Below are 14,487 nucleotides of genomic sequence, written 5' to 3'. Positions count from 1 at the left end.
AAGCATTCGGCGCTGGGCACTGCCGGCCGATGACGCTGATCTTTGGCGAGTTTGACGCTGGTTGCCCGAAAGCTGATGTTCGCCAAGGTCTGCTTTTCGCTAAAAGCGGACATTGGCTTCGGCAGGTATTGGCCTAGACTGGGTCAACTCACTAATCGAAGGACATAGAATGCTTATTGTCTTCAGCGGCCTTCCCGGTACTGGAAAAACGACTATAGCAAGTGACCTTGCCACCAGAACAAGTGCGGTGTATCTACGGATCGATACGATTGAGCAGGCTATCCGAAACTCCGGTGCTCTGGCACAAGACGTGGGACGAAGCGGTTATATGGTCGCTAATGAGCTGGCTCTGAGTAATCTTCGCTTTGGCAGTACTGTCATAGTCGACTGTGTTAACCCTGTAATCGAAAGCCGAAAGCCGAAAGGCGTGGAGCGAGATCGCTACTCGCTCTGGTGCTCCATTACTGAATATCCAGGTGGTTTGCTCTGATAAATATGAACACCAACGACGGGTAGAAACCAGGAAGATTGATGTTCCTGGCCTGACGCCACCAACCTGGCAGTCTGTATTGGATCATGAATATGAGCCGTGGGATAACGCTCCGTTTGATATAGACACAGCCCTGATGTCTCCGGCGGAGGCAGTGGCAATGATCACTAAACGATTTTTATCCGAGAAGTAGCGCCATCTGAAAGCTCAACGTAGCAAGGGGTGATCAGTAGACGCTTGCCGCTTTTGGCCGAACGCTGGCGATCGAGAACGGCCGCTTTCTATCGCCTGGCGCTGGAAAAGCACCAGCCAGGTGCTCGTTACCATGCCACTGCCGAATCCAACCTCTCTTTTCGCCTCATAGCTGAAACAATCGGAGAAGGTCTGGGCGTGCCTACATTGACGGTGCCCGCGGATGAAGCGATGGCGACTTTCGGTTGGCTATCGAGCTTTGTGGGGAAGGACATGTCGAGCATGAGTACCAAGACACAATCGCGGTTGGGTTGGCGGCCAAGTGGGCCGGGTTTGATTGACGACCTCAGAAGCTATTTCACCCGATAGCCCGGTCAGGCTCATTTCCGGGGGCGCTGCCCGGCATCGTCCCCAATGCCGGTGAGCGGAGCCGGCAAGATCATATCGTCCAGACCCATCTGGCGCAGAAACTCCGATTGCTTCTGGAAGTACACCGCATCGACTGTTTCGGTGCCCTTATGCTGACCATCAACAGTCACGCGTAAAGGTCGTTGGCCGCGAGGCATTGCAAGCACCTCGGCGGCAGCCTGACCAACCGCTGAAACATCCAGCGCACCGCCATTAGCCAGGTCAATCGCATTAAGCTTCTCGCCCAGACCGGCCATGCGCGCGGCCAGCTCACCGTATTGATGCTCAATGGCCTGGTAAGCCGGAACCTGCGCATCGGCAAAATGTTCGGTTCCAGAGGTAAAAGCGCCCGGCACCAGGATGACGCTTTCGATACCTGATGGCCTGACCTCCATGGCCATGACTTCGGCCAGCGCATCACCCGCCACTTTGCTCGCAATGTAGGGGCCCAGAAAAGGTTCGTGCAGCCGAGCGGTCGTACTGCCGACGTACATCAACAACCCCTGCCCCTGTCGCCGCATTGCTGGCAGCGCCGCGCGATTGACCCGCAGCCACGACAACGCGTTGGTGTCGATAATTCGCGCGACCTGCTCCACTGAAAACGCCTCGGTCAAACCGGTCATCAACATTCCGGCGTTGTTGATCACGACGTCCAGGCGGCCGTGTCGTGCAAGGATCAGATCGACGGCTGCACGACAGGCGGTTTCGCACAACACATCGAGCTCCAGCACTTCTAAAGCGAGGCTTTCCTGCCGGGCCGTCTGTTCCAAAGCATCACTGCGCTCCCGGTTTGTCTTCCTGACATCACGCAGGCTGGCGTAGACATGGTGCCCGTCCCGGGCCAGCGCCAAAGCAATCGCCTTGCCGATGCCCGAACCTGCACCCGTAATCAAAACCACCTGTTGTGCATTGAGTGTCATGTTGTGACTCCCGAATCAATGGCCGATACGGATGATGACCTTGCCACACGCATGCCCGGTGGCCACTTTTTCCAGCGCGGCGCGGGTCTCGTCCAGGGCAAAGATCGAGTCGGTGATGACCTGCAACTGCCCCGCACTGAACTGCCGAACGGCTTTCTGGAGAAAAGGCGTGGCACTGGCGAAGAACACCGCCTGGCCGACATGTCCTTCGCGGGATTCGATGTCGAATTCCACCAGGGTCGCAATACGGCCGCAAATACCCAGCACCGACCAAGAGTTCTCCAGCGTGGAGCCACCCAAGATGTCGAGCACCAGGTCGATGTCACTCAGCGTGGTGAAATCCTGGCTGCGGTAATCGATCACTTCGTCCGCGCCCAGGCTCTTCACCAGTTCAATATTGCGCGCGGAGGCCGTGGCGATAACGTGGGCGCCAGCCATATGAGCCAACTGCACCGCCATGCTGCCTACGCCACCCGCTCCCGCATGGATCAACACCCGTTCGCCGCGTTTCAACTGCCCGACTTCGAATAACGCCTGTCGCGCAGTACCGAACGCCGTAGGCAGCGCCGCGGCCTGCTCGAAGCTCATGGTGGGAGGGATCACGCAAAGGTCGGCGGCGGCGACTATCAACTGCTGGGCAAACGCACCACCCGCGCTGGGTGAGCTGCGGCCGAACACGCGATCACCTGGTTTCAGGTGCGTGACTTGATCACCGACGCTGCTGACGACGCCGCTGAAATCGGTGCCGGGAATGTACGGCAGTTCGACTGGAAACACCGGCTGCATATACCCGGCGATTATCTTCAAATCCAGCGGATTGACGCTCGCGGCCTCGACACGCACGACGGCCTCGTCTGCGCTTGGCTGCCTTGGTCCGGCGTTGTGGAAAGTGACGACCTCAGGGCCGCCAAATAAAGAGATGGATGCTGCTTTCATGATGAGCCTCGTGCGGTGGTTCAAGCTTGAGCAGGGAATTGGCCGAGTTGCAGGAACAGGCCGAACCAGTCCTCCATGTGCCAAGTCGTAACGACACGCTCGCCGTCCAGTGTATGGAACTCATGCAGACGGAAGCTCACCTTCTTGCCAGTGGCGGCAATGCCAAACAATTCGCCCAGGTGGGTGCCCGTTATTTCAGCGCGAACAGCGATCTGACCAGGGACTTGGATCATGTCGTGGATAACGATGTGCACATCCGGAAATGCCTCGCCGAAGCTGCGGATAATCGGCTTGATGCCCTCCGGACCTGGACCTTGCCCAGGTGCCAATGGGATGTCGTCCCAGTCAGCGGACAGCACGCTGTCGACGAGGTCAGGATTCTTTTCGCTAAAGGCGCGATACAGAGTTTCAACTGCCTGGCGTTCGGTGTTGAGGCGGGCGGTAAGTTCGCTGGAAGTCATTGCATTGCTCTCGTCGTGGGGTATGACGAAAGTGTCAGTGATGGGCTAACATCTGTAAAACAAATGATCTGTATAGGTGTTTATTTGAATTATGGATTTTCATGGCATCGATTTGAATTTGCTGGCCGCGTTTAACGCCTTGATGACCGAGCGAAACGTGACTCGAGCAGCGACTCAAGTCGGCGTCAGCCAGCCCGCCATGAGTGCAGCGCTTTCCCGTTTGCGCAAACTGTTAGGCGACCCGCTGTTTTTACGCAGTGCTGAGGGTCTCCTGCCGACACCGCGCGCGCGTGATCTGGCCCAACCCATCGCACTGGCATTAAGGCAAATCGAAGACGCATTGGTGACGAAACCCCGTTTTGCACCCGCCGATACGGTGATCACGATGAACCTTGGCCTGTCGGATTACCCCGCGTTCGTGCTGCTGCCAAAGCTGTTGCAGGCGTTGGAAGAACACGCGCCGAACCTGTCGATCAACGTCCACGCCTTCAACGGCCGCGACCACGCGGTGGACTTGCTCGATGCCGGGGTTATCGACGCCGCCATTGGCGTATTACCGAGCCATCAGGATGGCCGCATTCTGACACGGCCGATCCTGCGCGACGCTTTTGTCACGCTCATCGCTCACGACCACCCAGCGGCCCGAGGCGGGATGGACATGGATACATACCTTGCGTTGCCCCATGTGCTGGTCTCTCCAGAAGGAGAGCGACACGGCCTGGTGGATCAGGCGTTGGCGCAACTGGGTAAACAACGCAAATTGGCACTGACGCTGCCGCATATGTTCGCGGTGCCAGCGGTCATCGCCGCTTCTCACATGACCGCCACTGTCCTGAAACGAATAGCCCTCAGCTCACCCAATGGACGGCAACTCGCCCTGTTCCCTCCACCAGTGGCGCTACCGGAGATTGTTTTTCATCTGATCTGGCACCGTCGTGTCAATGGGAGTACGGCTCAAGAATGGTTCAGGGAGATGATTGAAAAGGTCGCGTTGGAGCTGTGACGGACGAGCAGCATCCGCTGGCCGGCGAACCTTTTCTCGAAGCCTATCGCTTGCAGGACGTGGACATGGTGGTGTTCGACCAGACGTTCTTGCAACGTCATCTGCTCGATGCGTACTGCCATGCCGGCGGCGTGAACTACAGGATCGCGCTACAGAGCAATTTCGTCTCCCTGGTGATCAAGGCGACACGCGATGGCATCGGCATTTCCACCCTGCTGCAATCTGTGCAGCAACGCGAACCGGGCATTCGTGGCGTGCCGTTCAATCCGGCACAGATCATGAGTTTCAGCTTGTGCTGGCGCGCCAATGAATACCTTTCATTGGCGAATAAACGGTTTATTGAATTCGCTCAGAAGGCTGGTTTTTTTAATAACCAAGACACGCATCCCTCTCGCAAAAAAAAGCCCGGCGGATAAGGCCGGGCTTTCGTCGAGTACTGCGGTGAAACCATGCATTCAGGCGGCACGGCGTTCGAGCAGACGGTCTGCGCCACTTTCGGCAACTTGGTTGCCTTTCAGATGATCCGAACCATCAGAGGCAACAGAATCGCTGAACAGTGGATCGGTTTCAGTCGAGGCAACGGCGTCGCTGAACAGCGGATCGGTTTCGGTCGCTGCAACGGCGTCGCTGAACAATGGGTCAGTATTATTAGTGGCAACGGCGTCGCTGAACAAACGATCCGAAGCATCCGCAACAGCGCGTTTTTCCAGGAGGCGATCAGCGCCACCTTCGGTAACTCGATTTTGCATCAGATGATCCGAGCCGCCTTCAGCGATCACAGGTTGGGCAGAAGACGCGGCAAAAGCATTCAGTGCGAAGATCGAGAACGCGATGCCGAGGATGGTTTGGCGTTTCATGATGGTGTGCTCCGGGGTGTAGTGGGTGGGTATGGCGCCGATCTTACGCCCCGGTCGTAATAAGAGAACTTCATTGAATCAATGGTTGCTATTGATAGGCTTAATGATGCCCGGGTTTGAGTCTAGTGGTCGAACTTGACCAAGTCCTTGAAGATCAACTGACCCCAGCTATTTCCGCGCGCCTGCACCAGCAGTCCACCTTCCGAAAGCCCGCCCAGTTTGATCGGCGAGAAACCGAGGTTTTCAGCAAGCGTAGCAATCTCCGCTGCGGCGTCGTCATCGTCGCTCGCCAGGAACACAACTCGCTTGCCACCCTTTACAGCCGGATCCTGATCAAGGACACCAGCGACCAAATGGTTGAAGCCCTTGACCAGTCTTGCACCCGTGAAGGCCTGCGCGATGAACCTGGAAGAAGGCTGTCCTTCCAGTTCCTCGGGAGGCACGCCGTAGGCATTGGTCACATCGATGAGGGTCTTGCCCTTCCAGCTCGGCAGCGCCTTCGCGACATCCCGATGCGACTCGAAACGCACAGCCAAAAAGACGATGTCGGCCTTGATGGCATCCGCCAGTGTTTTGGGAATGATCCCGGGGCCGATTGCGGCCGCAGCGGCGGCAAAGCTTTCCGGGTCGCGAGTGGTTGCAACGGACACTTCAATGCCGCTTCGGGCAAACGCCTTGGCAAGCGCCTGGCCGAGTTTGCCGAAGCCGATAATTGCGTAGCTCATATATTTACCTCAGGTTTTGGCACGCCCAGCAGGCTCCGAATATCGATGGAGTGACCGGCCGGGCGTAGGGATTCAGATTTGCGCCAGACCGCCGTCGACGGCGACCTCACTGGCGGTCATGAAGCTGCTGTCCTGCGACGCGAGAAACGCGGCCGCCGCGCCGATCTCAGCCGGATCGGCCATGCGCTGAAGTGGATTCATCGAAGCGAAGACCTTCATGCCTTCTTCGCCTAGCGCTGCCTTCGCGAGTTCGGTCGCCGTCGGGCCGGGCGACAGCACGTTGACCCGGATGCCGGTGCCCTTCAGGTCCTCCGCCCAGGTCCGCGCGAGGTTGCGCACTGCCGCTTTGCTTGCGCTGTAGACGCTGAACGCCGGGGCGCCCGTGGTGCCGGCGCTCGATCCGGTCAGGATGATCGAGCCACCCTGGCCCATCAGCGGCAGCGCCTGCTGGACCGTAAAGATCAAGCCCTTCACGTTGGTCTCGAAGGTTTCGTCAATGTGTTCGGCGGTGATCTTGCCGAGCGGAAGCTGGCTACCCGCCCCGGCATTGGCGAAGACGATGTCGAGGGTGCCGCGCTCGGCTTTCACCGCCGCGTAGAGTCGGTCGAGGTCGGCCTCATTGGAAACCGAGCCCTTCACCGCGCGGGCATTGGACCCGAGTTCGGCGACAGCGGCGTCAAGTGCTTCCTGGCGGCGGCCGAAGATGAAGACGAAGGCGCCCTCCTCGATGAAGCGCTTTGCTGCGGCGAGGCCGATGCCGGTTGCGCCACCGGTGATCACGGCGGTCTTTCCATTCAGTCTGGTCATGACGTGCATCCTTCGTTGGAGTTTTACCCAAGCATGGATTGCTTGCTTGAGACGAGGATGCAGCGCTGATAACCTAAGGACAAGTATGCACCTTTTGGTAAGTATCCAAATATGACGACGACTTCTGAAATCTGTGGCACCGGTTGCGGGCTCAACGCCACGCTGCGCATCATCTCGGGCAAGTGGAAACCGCTGGTCTTGTTTTTCCTGCGCGACGGCCCGAAACGCTACGGCGAGCTCAAGCGTTTGATCCCGGGCGTCAGCGACAAGGTACTGATCCAGCAATTGAAGGATCTGGAAGCCGATCGCGTGCTGGCGCGGAACGACTACAAGGAAGTGCCGCCACGCGTGGACTACACGCTGACCCCGCTCGGTCGCAGCCTGGCAGACGCGATCATGCCGCTGTGCGCCTGGGGCACCGAAAACGCCACGCAAATGGCCAGCATCTTTGCCCAGCGCGACGCTTTAGCCTAGCGGGATGCTGGAGTACCGCTGTGTCAGGCGACCCTGCGCAGACACGCGCCATCTTTTCGCAAAGCGAACACCTGAGCCGCCACGCCAACCACGAGCACCAGGGCGATAAAACCCAGCGCGCCTTTGAGCAATGGCGAATTCGGGTCAGTGACGATGGGATGGCCATTGGGGACTCGACGCAGCGTTTCCGAGACGGCCGGGACCATTAGCAAGAACGCCGTCAGGCTCAGAAGGATGGTTTCAAGGTACACACCTACCCGGCCCAGCCAGGCAACGAAGTCGACTCCGTAACCGGCGAGCAACAACACGATCGTGACCGCCCCGATCACCGGGCTGATCGGTTGATGGGCCACCAGAAACACAGTCAAACCGCCGATCAGCATCGAGACGAAATAGCCAAGCCCGGCCCGCGACCGTGGCACGATGCGCCCGTGCTTGATGAACATGTAAGCCGCCAAGGGAATGGCTGGCAGGCTTCCAAGGGTGTGTACCCAGCCAAGGGCAGAGATCCCGAACATTCGACTATTCCTGTTTTGATTGGATGATGTACATCACGCAGCGCACGCTGTTGCGTTGTCGATCAACCGCGTGAAAGCGTTATGCTTTGGGGCTCAGACTATTGAAGGCGTGGCCGGACTGACATGACGGATCTACTCGAAGACTTGACCATTCGTCCAGAGATGCAGCTGGAGGGGCTGGCCACCGGCGATCTGCTCTCCCAGGTATTGGCGCAGATTCGTCTGACCGGGGACCGCGTCTACTCCACCACGCAGGCCTTGGGTCAACGACTGAAACTGGACGAAAAAAGCTCGCACATCTGCGTCCTGCAACAGGGACAACTGCACATCGAAGGCGCTGACGGGCAGGTCCAGACGATCGAACAGGGCGACATCCTGTTGCTGCCCCACGATCCGTCATCGTTGAACATCACCGTCTCCGAGGGACCTGCGTCGCTCGTCATCTGCCGCTTCTGGTTCGATGCCAGCAGCTTCCAGGCCATGCTGTTCGCCCTGCCGTGGCTGATCCATATCAAGCAAACCGAAGCCGCCGCGTGGGCCGAAGGTATCCTGCATTTCATGCTGATCGAGGCCAATGACACGCAGCCTGGAGGCGCGTTGATGATTTCGCGCCTGATTGACCTCACCGTCATTCGCATCCTGCGCACCTGGGTTCAGCACGGCATGGCGTCAGGCTGGCTAGGCGGCTTGTCCGACGAGCGCATCGCCCGAACCCTCAGAGCGATCCATGAAAAGCCCGGGCAACAATGGCGCATCGAGGCACTCGCCACGATCGCCGGCATGTCACGCTCAAGCTTCTGCGATCGGTTCAGTGCGCTGGTGGGACGCTCGCCGCTGCGTTACCAGAATGAATGGCGACTGACCCTGGCAAAAACCATGCTGGCCAAGCACAACAGCCGCATCGGCGAGGTCGGGTTTGCGATTGGCTACGAGTCCGAGGCTTCTTTCAGCCGCGCCTACAAGGCGTATTTCGGACGCTCGCCACGGGACGACAACAGCCAGGGTGGGGTTGAAGAACAGGTTTGAATCAGACGCGGCGTCCTCACAACTGATCCACAGCCTCGAACACGCCCTTATCCTCCCCCAGGAACCCGCCGCTTTGATGCTGCCACAGCCGCGCATACACGCCGTTCTTCCCCAGTAATTCGGCATGGGTGCCCTGCTCGATGATGCGTCCGTCATCCATGACGATGAGCCGGTCCATGGCCGCAATCGTGGACAGCCGATGGGCGATGGCGATCACGGTCTTGCCCTGCATCATTTCATCGAGGCTTTCCTGAATCGCCACTTCGACATCCGAGTCCAGCGCACTGGTAGCCTCGTCGAGCAGCAGGATCGGGGCGTTCTTGAGCATCACCCGGGCAATCGCGACCCGTTGGCGTTGGCCGCCCGACAGCTTGATGCCACGCTCACCCACCAGAGTGTCGTAGCCGGTGTGGCCTTGCCGGTCGCTCAGTTGGCTGATGAACCCATCGGCCTGGGCATTGGCCGCGGCGTTGCGGATTTGCGCGTCGGTCGCATCGGGACGGCCGTAAGCGATGTTGTCGCGAATGGAACGGTGCAGCAGGGAGGTATCCTGCGTGACCATCCCGATGGCGCCGCGCAAGCTGTCTTGCGTCACGTGTGCGATGTTTTGGCCATCGATGCGAATCACCCCACTGTCGACGTCATAGAAGCGCAGCAGCAGGTTGATCAGCGTTGACTTGCCGGCGCCGGAGCGGCCCACCAGGCCGATCTTTTCGCCCGGACGGATGCTCAGGCTCAGGCCATCGAGCACCTGGCGTTCGCCGTTGTAGTTGAAGCGGACGTTGTCGAAAGTGACCGCGCCGCCGGAGGTCGCCAGCACGCCCGCGTCCGGCGCATCCTGCACCTTGGCGCCCTGGGTCAACGTCGCCATGCCATCCTGTACGGTGCCGATGCTCTCGAACAGCGACGTCATCTGCCACATGATCCAGTGCGACATGCCATTGATCCGCAACGCCATGGCAGTGATCGCCGCCACGGCACCTGCGCCCACCTCGCCTTGATGCCATAGCCACAGCGCATAACCACCGGCGGCCATAATCAACGCCACGACCAGTGCCTGGTTGACGATCTCGAACAGGCTGACCAGGCGCATTTGGCGAAAGCCGGTTTGCTTGAAATCCTCCATCGCCGCACGGGCAAAGTGCGCTTCACGATTGGAGTGGGAGAACAGCTTCACCGTCGTGATATTCGTGTAGGCGTCCGAGATACGCCCGGTCATCATTGACCGCGCATTGGCCTGTTCCTGCCCGACTTTCCCCAGGCGGGGCACGAAGTACAGCATGGCCAGGCCGAACAACACGACCCAGGCAACGAACGGCAGCATCAGCTTCAGCGCGAAGCCGCCGGCCAGTGCGATGATCGCGATGAAATACACGCCGATCCCGGGCAAGATCTCGATCAGGGTGAACAGCACGTCGCGCACGGCCAGTGCAGTCTGCATGACCTTGGTCGTGACCCGGCCGGAAAACTCATCGGAAAAAAACGAAAGGCTTTGCCGCAGCATCAGGCGATGGAAATCCCAGCGCAGCCGCAACGGCAGGTTAATCGCCAAGATCTGGTGCTGCACCATCGTGCGCAACGCCACCAGCCCGACGCTGGCCACCATGACGATGCCCATACCCCACAACACACGACTTTCCTGCGCAGCCGCCTCACCGCCGGCCTGCCAGGTCGAGAGCAGATCCACGACCTGCCCGAGGAAGGAAAACAGCCAGGCTTCGTAAATCGACACAGCGGCACTGAGCAGCGCCAGCGCCAGGATGTAACCGCGAGCACCCCGAGTGCAGGCCCACAGGAAGCGAGCCAGGCCGTTGGGTGGCGGTGGTACCTCGTCAGGAGGAAAAGGGTCGAGTCTTCGTTCAAACGCACGAAGCATGGTGTTCTCCAAAACGATCAAGTTGAGGGGATTCTGCCATTGATCGGTTGCCTTGAGGGTTTTGCGGAGTGCCTGCAATTGGCCAATAGCTGCCTTTCAGGAAGGGCAACTAACGATCCAAAACCGCACAGCCAGCTGTTACTCGGAAAATAAATCCATCCCCTTTTCTACAGCGATGGCTCCATCATTACCCGTCACATTGGATCTTTCTTTATCAAACTGCCGCTCTAGACTGGCTCCCCCCCTCTTGGCCAATCGGAAAGAAACCCATGTCCGTCCCCGACTTCGACTGCCAACCCGATCTGTGCGGAAGCTCCCTGAGGCTTAAACCTCTGGCAGACAGTGATTTTGAAGGTATGTTTCAGGCAGCGGCTGATCCAGACATCTGGGCCAGCCATCCCGCCAGGGATCGGTATAAACGCGAGGTGTTCGAGGCGTACTTCGCCTCTCTACTCGCCACGAAGAAGGCGCTCGCTGTCATTGATATTGCCTCGGGGGATATCGTTGGCACATCAAGCTACTACACGCCGCCGGATCTACCGAACAGCATTGCCATCGGTTTTACATTTCTGGTGCGTGCGAAGTGGGGTGGCAATTCCAACCGCGAGCTTAAGCAGTTGATGCTGGAGCATGCATTCAAAGCTTACGACATCGTCTATTTCCACATAGCGACTACGAACATTCGCTCGCAAACAGCCACGATGAAGTTGGGTGCGGTGCACTTGTATGACGCCGAACTGAAAATATCCGCCGCGCCTGCCTTGGCGAAGTGTTACGGACTTACGCACGCTCAATGGAAGACGTCGCAGGGGTAAAAGGGGCGGTCACTCATCTATGGCTGTGTCAACCCAAAACCCGCGTTGAGCAAACCCGGCTAGGCACGCTTCCGTCGCTATAGTCGACTCTATTGCCGACCGTACTTCCAGGAGCTTGTCCCAGTGTCCGACACGCCGATCAACGTCGCTTACACAAAGCGCTTCAACGCCGTACTCGCCTACATTGATGAGAATCTTGAAGGTGATCTGTCGGTGAAGACGTTGAGTCATGTGGCGAATTTTTCGACGTTTCACTTCCATCGCCAATTCACCGCGTTCGTCGGTATCACTCAAAGCCCATCTCGACGCATCAAAAAAATTTGAACCGCTTTTGGACGCGCTCGCCTAATGATCAGCATGTGGAGAATCCCACAGGCAATGTGCCAATACCGGCATACTTCGAGAGGTGGTCAACGTGGCTAAAGACGAGAAGAAAAGCAAAGGCGAGTCTTCAAAAGCCAGCAAGGAATTGAAAGACAAAAAATCATCACCGGCCAAGAAATCAGCTGCGGCCTCGGCTCTTTCGAAATCTTCCGACAAGAAAGACACGAAAAAAGATGCCGAACCGAAAAAATCTGCAAAAAAAGCTGATAGCAAGCCAGAAAAGGCTAAAAAATCAGAGAAGGCAGAAAAGCCGGCGAAAAAGAAAAAGTGATGTCTACTATCTGCTAGGGCTTTACGCCCTAGCATCTTCACGCTGTGTTGCCTTCACTATCGCCACCGGTAGCAATAGGTTGGTAACGGCCATTCGCGACAGGCAGCTATCAGCCAGAAGCAGACATTCGGCATCAGGAACCAACAGTGAAGAAGCATCGAATGATTTTACCGCGTTGCCGCTTACCAGAATTTCCACCATGGCTTGCGCGGCAGTGGCAGGTCATGAAGGCGCAGGTACCAGATACGCGGCTTGAGGGCATTGTCCCACGGGCAAATCCCGAGGTATTCGCTTAACGCTTCATAACTCAAGCGGCTGCTTAACCCGAACTCTGGCACCTCCACTTCGCGATCACCCAGATAGTAGATCTTTTGCCACTCATCCTGAGGGCAATTATCTTCCTCAAGGTAAAACTCAGCCGATGCCCAGCGTTCTTCAAACGGTTTCAAGGGCCCGAATTGCTGCACCGGGTTATCGCATGAATGCAGTCGTGATCGCGTCAGAACTCCGTTCTCGATGAATGCGTAGCCGTAGGTGCCTCCGGAGTCGTATTGGCAGAACGGGATGATCATTGCTGGCGAGCCCAAGGTTCGATGCAATTCGCTGGCGTTATAGTGCGGATTTTCCAGCAGCGGCATGGTCAGCGCGTCGCTGCTGATCACCCAGATATCACCGTATTGCTCAACAGCCACCTCATTAGTCTGGCGAGTGTCAAAGCGCGGGGGGCATTGAGCGAGCACCTCAGCGCGCTTGTTGAACAGATCAGACACCACCCGCTGAGGATTGAAATCGATCTGCGGAGTACGGAATGCGATTGCTGCTTGCGAAACGCCCACGTGGGTATCCTTACTGAGGGTTTTTTTGAGGTTATACAGACAGGTGTATCGGCCCTGCTGTTTTGGGCTTGAGTGCTCGTTGAATGAAAGAAAACTCATCAATTGTCTGGCTAAGCTGCTAGTGACAGTCAAACTGTGATCGTCCGTTCTGGCTCGAAAGCAGTCGCTCGTGAACGGTTGCTTCTGGCCGAAACCAACCTTCTCCCCCCCACAACAATCCACCAATCGCACCCCGCATCACTACCTGGCGCCCTGCTGATATTCACGAGGCGTACACCCAAACTCGCGACGAAACACCGTGTGCAGATACTGTGCGGATTTGAAACCGCACGTGCGGGCAACGTCCGCAATCGCGGTGTCGGTATTTTCCAGCCCGCTCGTAGCCGCCGCCAATTTGAAACGCAGAATCTCGTCGTGAACGCTGCAGCCTCGCTCAGCGCGAAAGTGCGACTCCAGCGATGAGCGCGACACACCGACATAAGCCGCCACTTGCGCGGTCTTGATGCCCTGGCAGGCATATTGGCGGATAAACAGCAGCGCTTGCATGACATAGGGGTTGCCCAACGGTTGGTGCAAGCTCGACACCTGCACGTTGATCGCATCCGGCGGGATCAGGATGTGCGTGCCTGTGGACGGCATGCCGTGCAGCATCTGATGGAGCAGTTGCGCGGCGGTGCGGCCCATGGTTTCGGTGCCCTGGATGACCGAGCTCAGGGGGACCCGGGTCAGGCTGCGTGTCAGGGGGTCGTTGTCGATGCCGATCAACGCCACCTGCTCCGGTACGGCGATTCCGGCGGTCAGGCAGGCTTGCAGCAACTGCCGGGCGCGGGCGTCACTGACAGCGATAATACCGATGGGTTTGGGCAGGCTTTGCAGCCAGGCGATCAGTTGTTCGACGGCGCTGTCCCAGAGCGGTGCGCTGGTGCCCATGCCGCGATAGACCTCGGCGTGCAAGCCGTCACGCTGCATCAGTCGTCGAAAGGCTTTTTCCCGCTCCTGAGCCCAACGATTGGCCTGCGCTTCAGGCAGGCTGAAACAGGCAAAACGCTGCAGCCCCGCCTCGATCAAGTGCGCGTAAGCCAGGGTGATCAGTGCGTTATTGTCAGTGGCGACGTATGGAATCCCTTTCGGGTAAGCGTGCTCATCCTGATAAGAACCACCCACCGCCACCACCGGCAACTTGATGTCGGCCAGCGCCTCGCCAATCAGCGGATCGTCGAAGTCGGCGATGATCCCGTCACCTTGCCAGCGCTCGATCCCTTTCAACCGACAGAGAAAATCCTCTTCCAGGAACAGGTCCCAGGACGCGCGGGTGCTGCTCAGGTAGTTGCCGATGCCGCTGATGATGCCCCGGTCATAGATCTTGCTCCCGTTGAACAACAGTGCGATGCGGTGAACAGGCGGTACTGTTTTCATTGTTTTCAGGCTTGTTCCGGGGCCCCTTCTCACGGAGGCGGTTTGCACAGACTAGGCGCGCAGACGACGAAT

General features: G+C 58.1%; 15 protein-coding genes and 3 pseudogenes. 8 read left to right on the top strand and 10 right to left on the bottom strand.

The features are described from left to right. The first annotated feature begins 169 nt into the window (after window positions 1-169). Window positions 170-683: pseudogene (locus tag ACIQY3_RS02075) on the top strand (AAA family ATPase). 379 nt (window positions 684-1,062) lie between these two features. On the opposite strand, the gene ACIQY3_RS02070 reads toward ACIQY3_RS02075, so the two are convergent. The 3 genes from ACIQY3_RS02070 to ACIQY3_RS02060 are packed head-to-tail and all read right to left on the bottom strand — an operon-like array spanning window position 1,063 to window position 3,407. After that, window positions 1,063-2,010 (bottom strand): SDR family NAD(P)-dependent oxidoreductase, encoded by a 948-nt coding sequence (locus tag ACIQY3_RS02070; protein WP_403016765.1) that lies wholly within the window; start codon window positions 2,008-2,010, stop codon window positions 1,063-1,065. Between the two features lie 15 nt (window positions 2,011-2,025). Beyond that, on the bottom strand, window positions 2,026-2,946 hold the full coding sequence (locus ACIQY3_RS02065; protein ID WP_403016763.1) for an NADP-dependent oxidoreductase: 921 nt from the start codon (window positions 2,944-2,946) through the stop codon (window positions 2,026-2,028). A gap of 20 nt (window positions 2,947-2,966) precedes the next feature. Beyond that, a complete protein-coding gene (locus tag ACIQY3_RS02060) occupies window positions 2,967-3,407 on the bottom strand; it encodes an ester cyclase (protein WP_265044821.1) in 441 nt (146 codons plus the stop codon). Between the two features lie 91 nt (window positions 3,408-3,498). Between ACIQY3_RS02060 and ACIQY3_RS02055 the strand changes: the two genes are divergently transcribed. Then, entirely contained in the window at window positions 3,499-4,410 is a 912-nt protein-coding gene (locus tag ACIQY3_RS02055) for a LysR family transcriptional regulator (protein WP_403016761.1), read from the top strand. Between the two features lie 8 nt (window positions 4,411-4,418). After that, window positions 4,419-4,826, top strand: a pseudogene (locus ACIQY3_RS02050) (LysR family transcriptional regulator substrate-binding protein); the annotation flags it as partial. Window positions 4,827-4,865: 39 nt separating this feature from the next. Here the strand turns inward: ACIQY3_RS02050 and ACIQY3_RS02045 are convergent. The 3 genes from ACIQY3_RS02045 to ACIQY3_RS02035 all read right to left on the bottom strand — a co-directional run bounded on the left by ACIQY3_RS02045 (window position 4,866) and on the right by ACIQY3_RS02035 (window position 6,799). Continuing rightward, window positions 4,866-5,267: a hypothetical protein gene (locus tag ACIQY3_RS02045; protein ID WP_403016759.1), complete on the bottom strand. Its 402-nt coding sequence runs from the start codon at window positions 5,265-5,267 to the stop codon at window positions 4,866-4,868. A 122-nt stretch (window positions 5,268-5,389) separates the two neighbouring features. Continuing rightward, window positions 5,390-5,992, bottom strand: coding sequence for an NADPH-dependent F420 reductase (locus tag ACIQY3_RS02040; RefSeq protein WP_403016757.1), 603 nt, complete (start codon window positions 5,990-5,992; stop codon window positions 5,390-5,392). A 72-nt stretch (window positions 5,993-6,064) separates the two neighbouring features. Continuing rightward, entirely contained in the window at window positions 6,065-6,799 is a 735-nt protein-coding gene (locus tag ACIQY3_RS02035) for an SDR family NAD(P)-dependent oxidoreductase (protein ID WP_403016755.1), read from the bottom strand. 111 nt (window positions 6,800-6,910) lie between these two features. Here ACIQY3_RS02035 and ACIQY3_RS02030 point away from each other — a divergent pair, with 111 nt between their 5' ends. Then, window positions 6,911-7,273: a winged helix-turn-helix transcriptional regulator gene (locus ACIQY3_RS02030; RefSeq protein WP_403016753.1), complete on the top strand. Its 363-nt coding sequence runs from the start codon at window positions 6,911-6,913 to the stop codon at window positions 7,271-7,273. 23 nt (window positions 7,274-7,296) lie between these two features. Here ACIQY3_RS02030 and ACIQY3_RS02025 read toward each other — a convergent pair whose 3' ends face one another. Further along, window positions 7,297-7,791, bottom strand: a complete 495-nt coding sequence (locus ACIQY3_RS02025; RefSeq protein WP_403016751.1) for a hypothetical protein — start codon at window positions 7,789-7,791, stop codon at window positions 7,297-7,299. A gap of 123 nt (window positions 7,792-7,914) precedes the next feature. On the opposite strand from ACIQY3_RS02025, the gene ACIQY3_RS02020 reads away from it, so the two are divergent. Then, entirely contained in the window at window positions 7,915-8,817 is a 903-nt protein-coding gene (locus ACIQY3_RS02020; RefSeq protein ID WP_403016749.1) for an AraC family transcriptional regulator, read from the top strand. A 16-nt stretch (window positions 8,818-8,833) separates the two neighbouring features. Here ACIQY3_RS02020 and ACIQY3_RS02015 read toward each other — a convergent pair whose 3' ends face one another. Next, window positions 8,834-10,693: an ABC transporter ATP-binding protein gene (locus ACIQY3_RS02015; protein ID WP_403016747.1), complete on the bottom strand. Its 1,860-nt coding sequence runs from the start codon at window positions 10,691-10,693 to the stop codon at window positions 8,834-8,836. Window positions 10,694-10,962: 269 nt separating this feature from the next. On the opposite strand from ACIQY3_RS02015, the gene ACIQY3_RS02010 reads away from it, so the two are divergent. The 3 genes and pseudogenes from ACIQY3_RS02010 to ACIQY3_RS02000 all read left to right on the top strand — a co-directional run bounded on the left by ACIQY3_RS02010 (window position 10,963) and on the right by ACIQY3_RS02000 (window position 12,163). Then, window positions 10,963-11,508, top strand: a complete 546-nt coding sequence (locus ACIQY3_RS02010; RefSeq protein WP_403016745.1) for a GNAT family N-acetyltransferase — start codon at window positions 10,963-10,965, stop codon at window positions 11,506-11,508. A gap of 123 nt (window positions 11,509-11,631) precedes the next feature. Continuing rightward, window positions 11,632-11,805: pseudogene (locus ACIQY3_RS02005) on the top strand (AraC family transcriptional regulator); the annotation flags it as partial. A 109-nt stretch (window positions 11,806-11,914) separates the two neighbouring features. Beyond that, window positions 11,915-12,163: a hypothetical protein gene (locus tag ACIQY3_RS02000; RefSeq protein ID WP_403016743.1), complete on the top strand. Its 249-nt coding sequence runs from the start codon at window positions 11,915-11,917 to the stop codon at window positions 12,161-12,163. Window positions 12,164-12,345: 182 nt separating this feature from the next. On the opposite strand, the gene ACIQY3_RS01995 is transcribed toward ACIQY3_RS02000, so the two are convergent. Together ACIQY3_RS01995 and ACIQY3_RS01990 are read right to left on the bottom strand one after the other, a co-directional pair. After that, window positions 12,346-13,098, bottom strand: coding sequence for a hypothetical protein (locus ACIQY3_RS01995; protein ID WP_403016741.1), 753 nt, complete (start codon window positions 13,096-13,098; stop codon window positions 12,346-12,348). Window positions 13,099-13,239: 141 nt separating this feature from the next. Then, on the bottom strand, window positions 13,240-14,415 hold the full coding sequence (locus ACIQY3_RS01990; protein ID WP_403016739.1) for a XylR family transcriptional regulator: 1,176 nt from the start codon (window positions 14,413-14,415) through the stop codon (window positions 13,240-13,242). Window positions 14,416-14,487: the final 72 nt, after the last annotated feature.

The sequence above is a fragment of the Pseudomonas sp. NPDC096950 genome (assembly GCF_044762525.1).
In the GTDB taxonomy this organism is placed as follows: domain Bacteria; phylum Pseudomonadota; class Gammaproteobacteria; order Pseudomonadales; family Pseudomonadaceae; genus Aquipseudomonas.
Note: the sequence above shows the minus strand (reverse complement) of the source record. Positions and strands in the feature narration are given on the sequence as shown.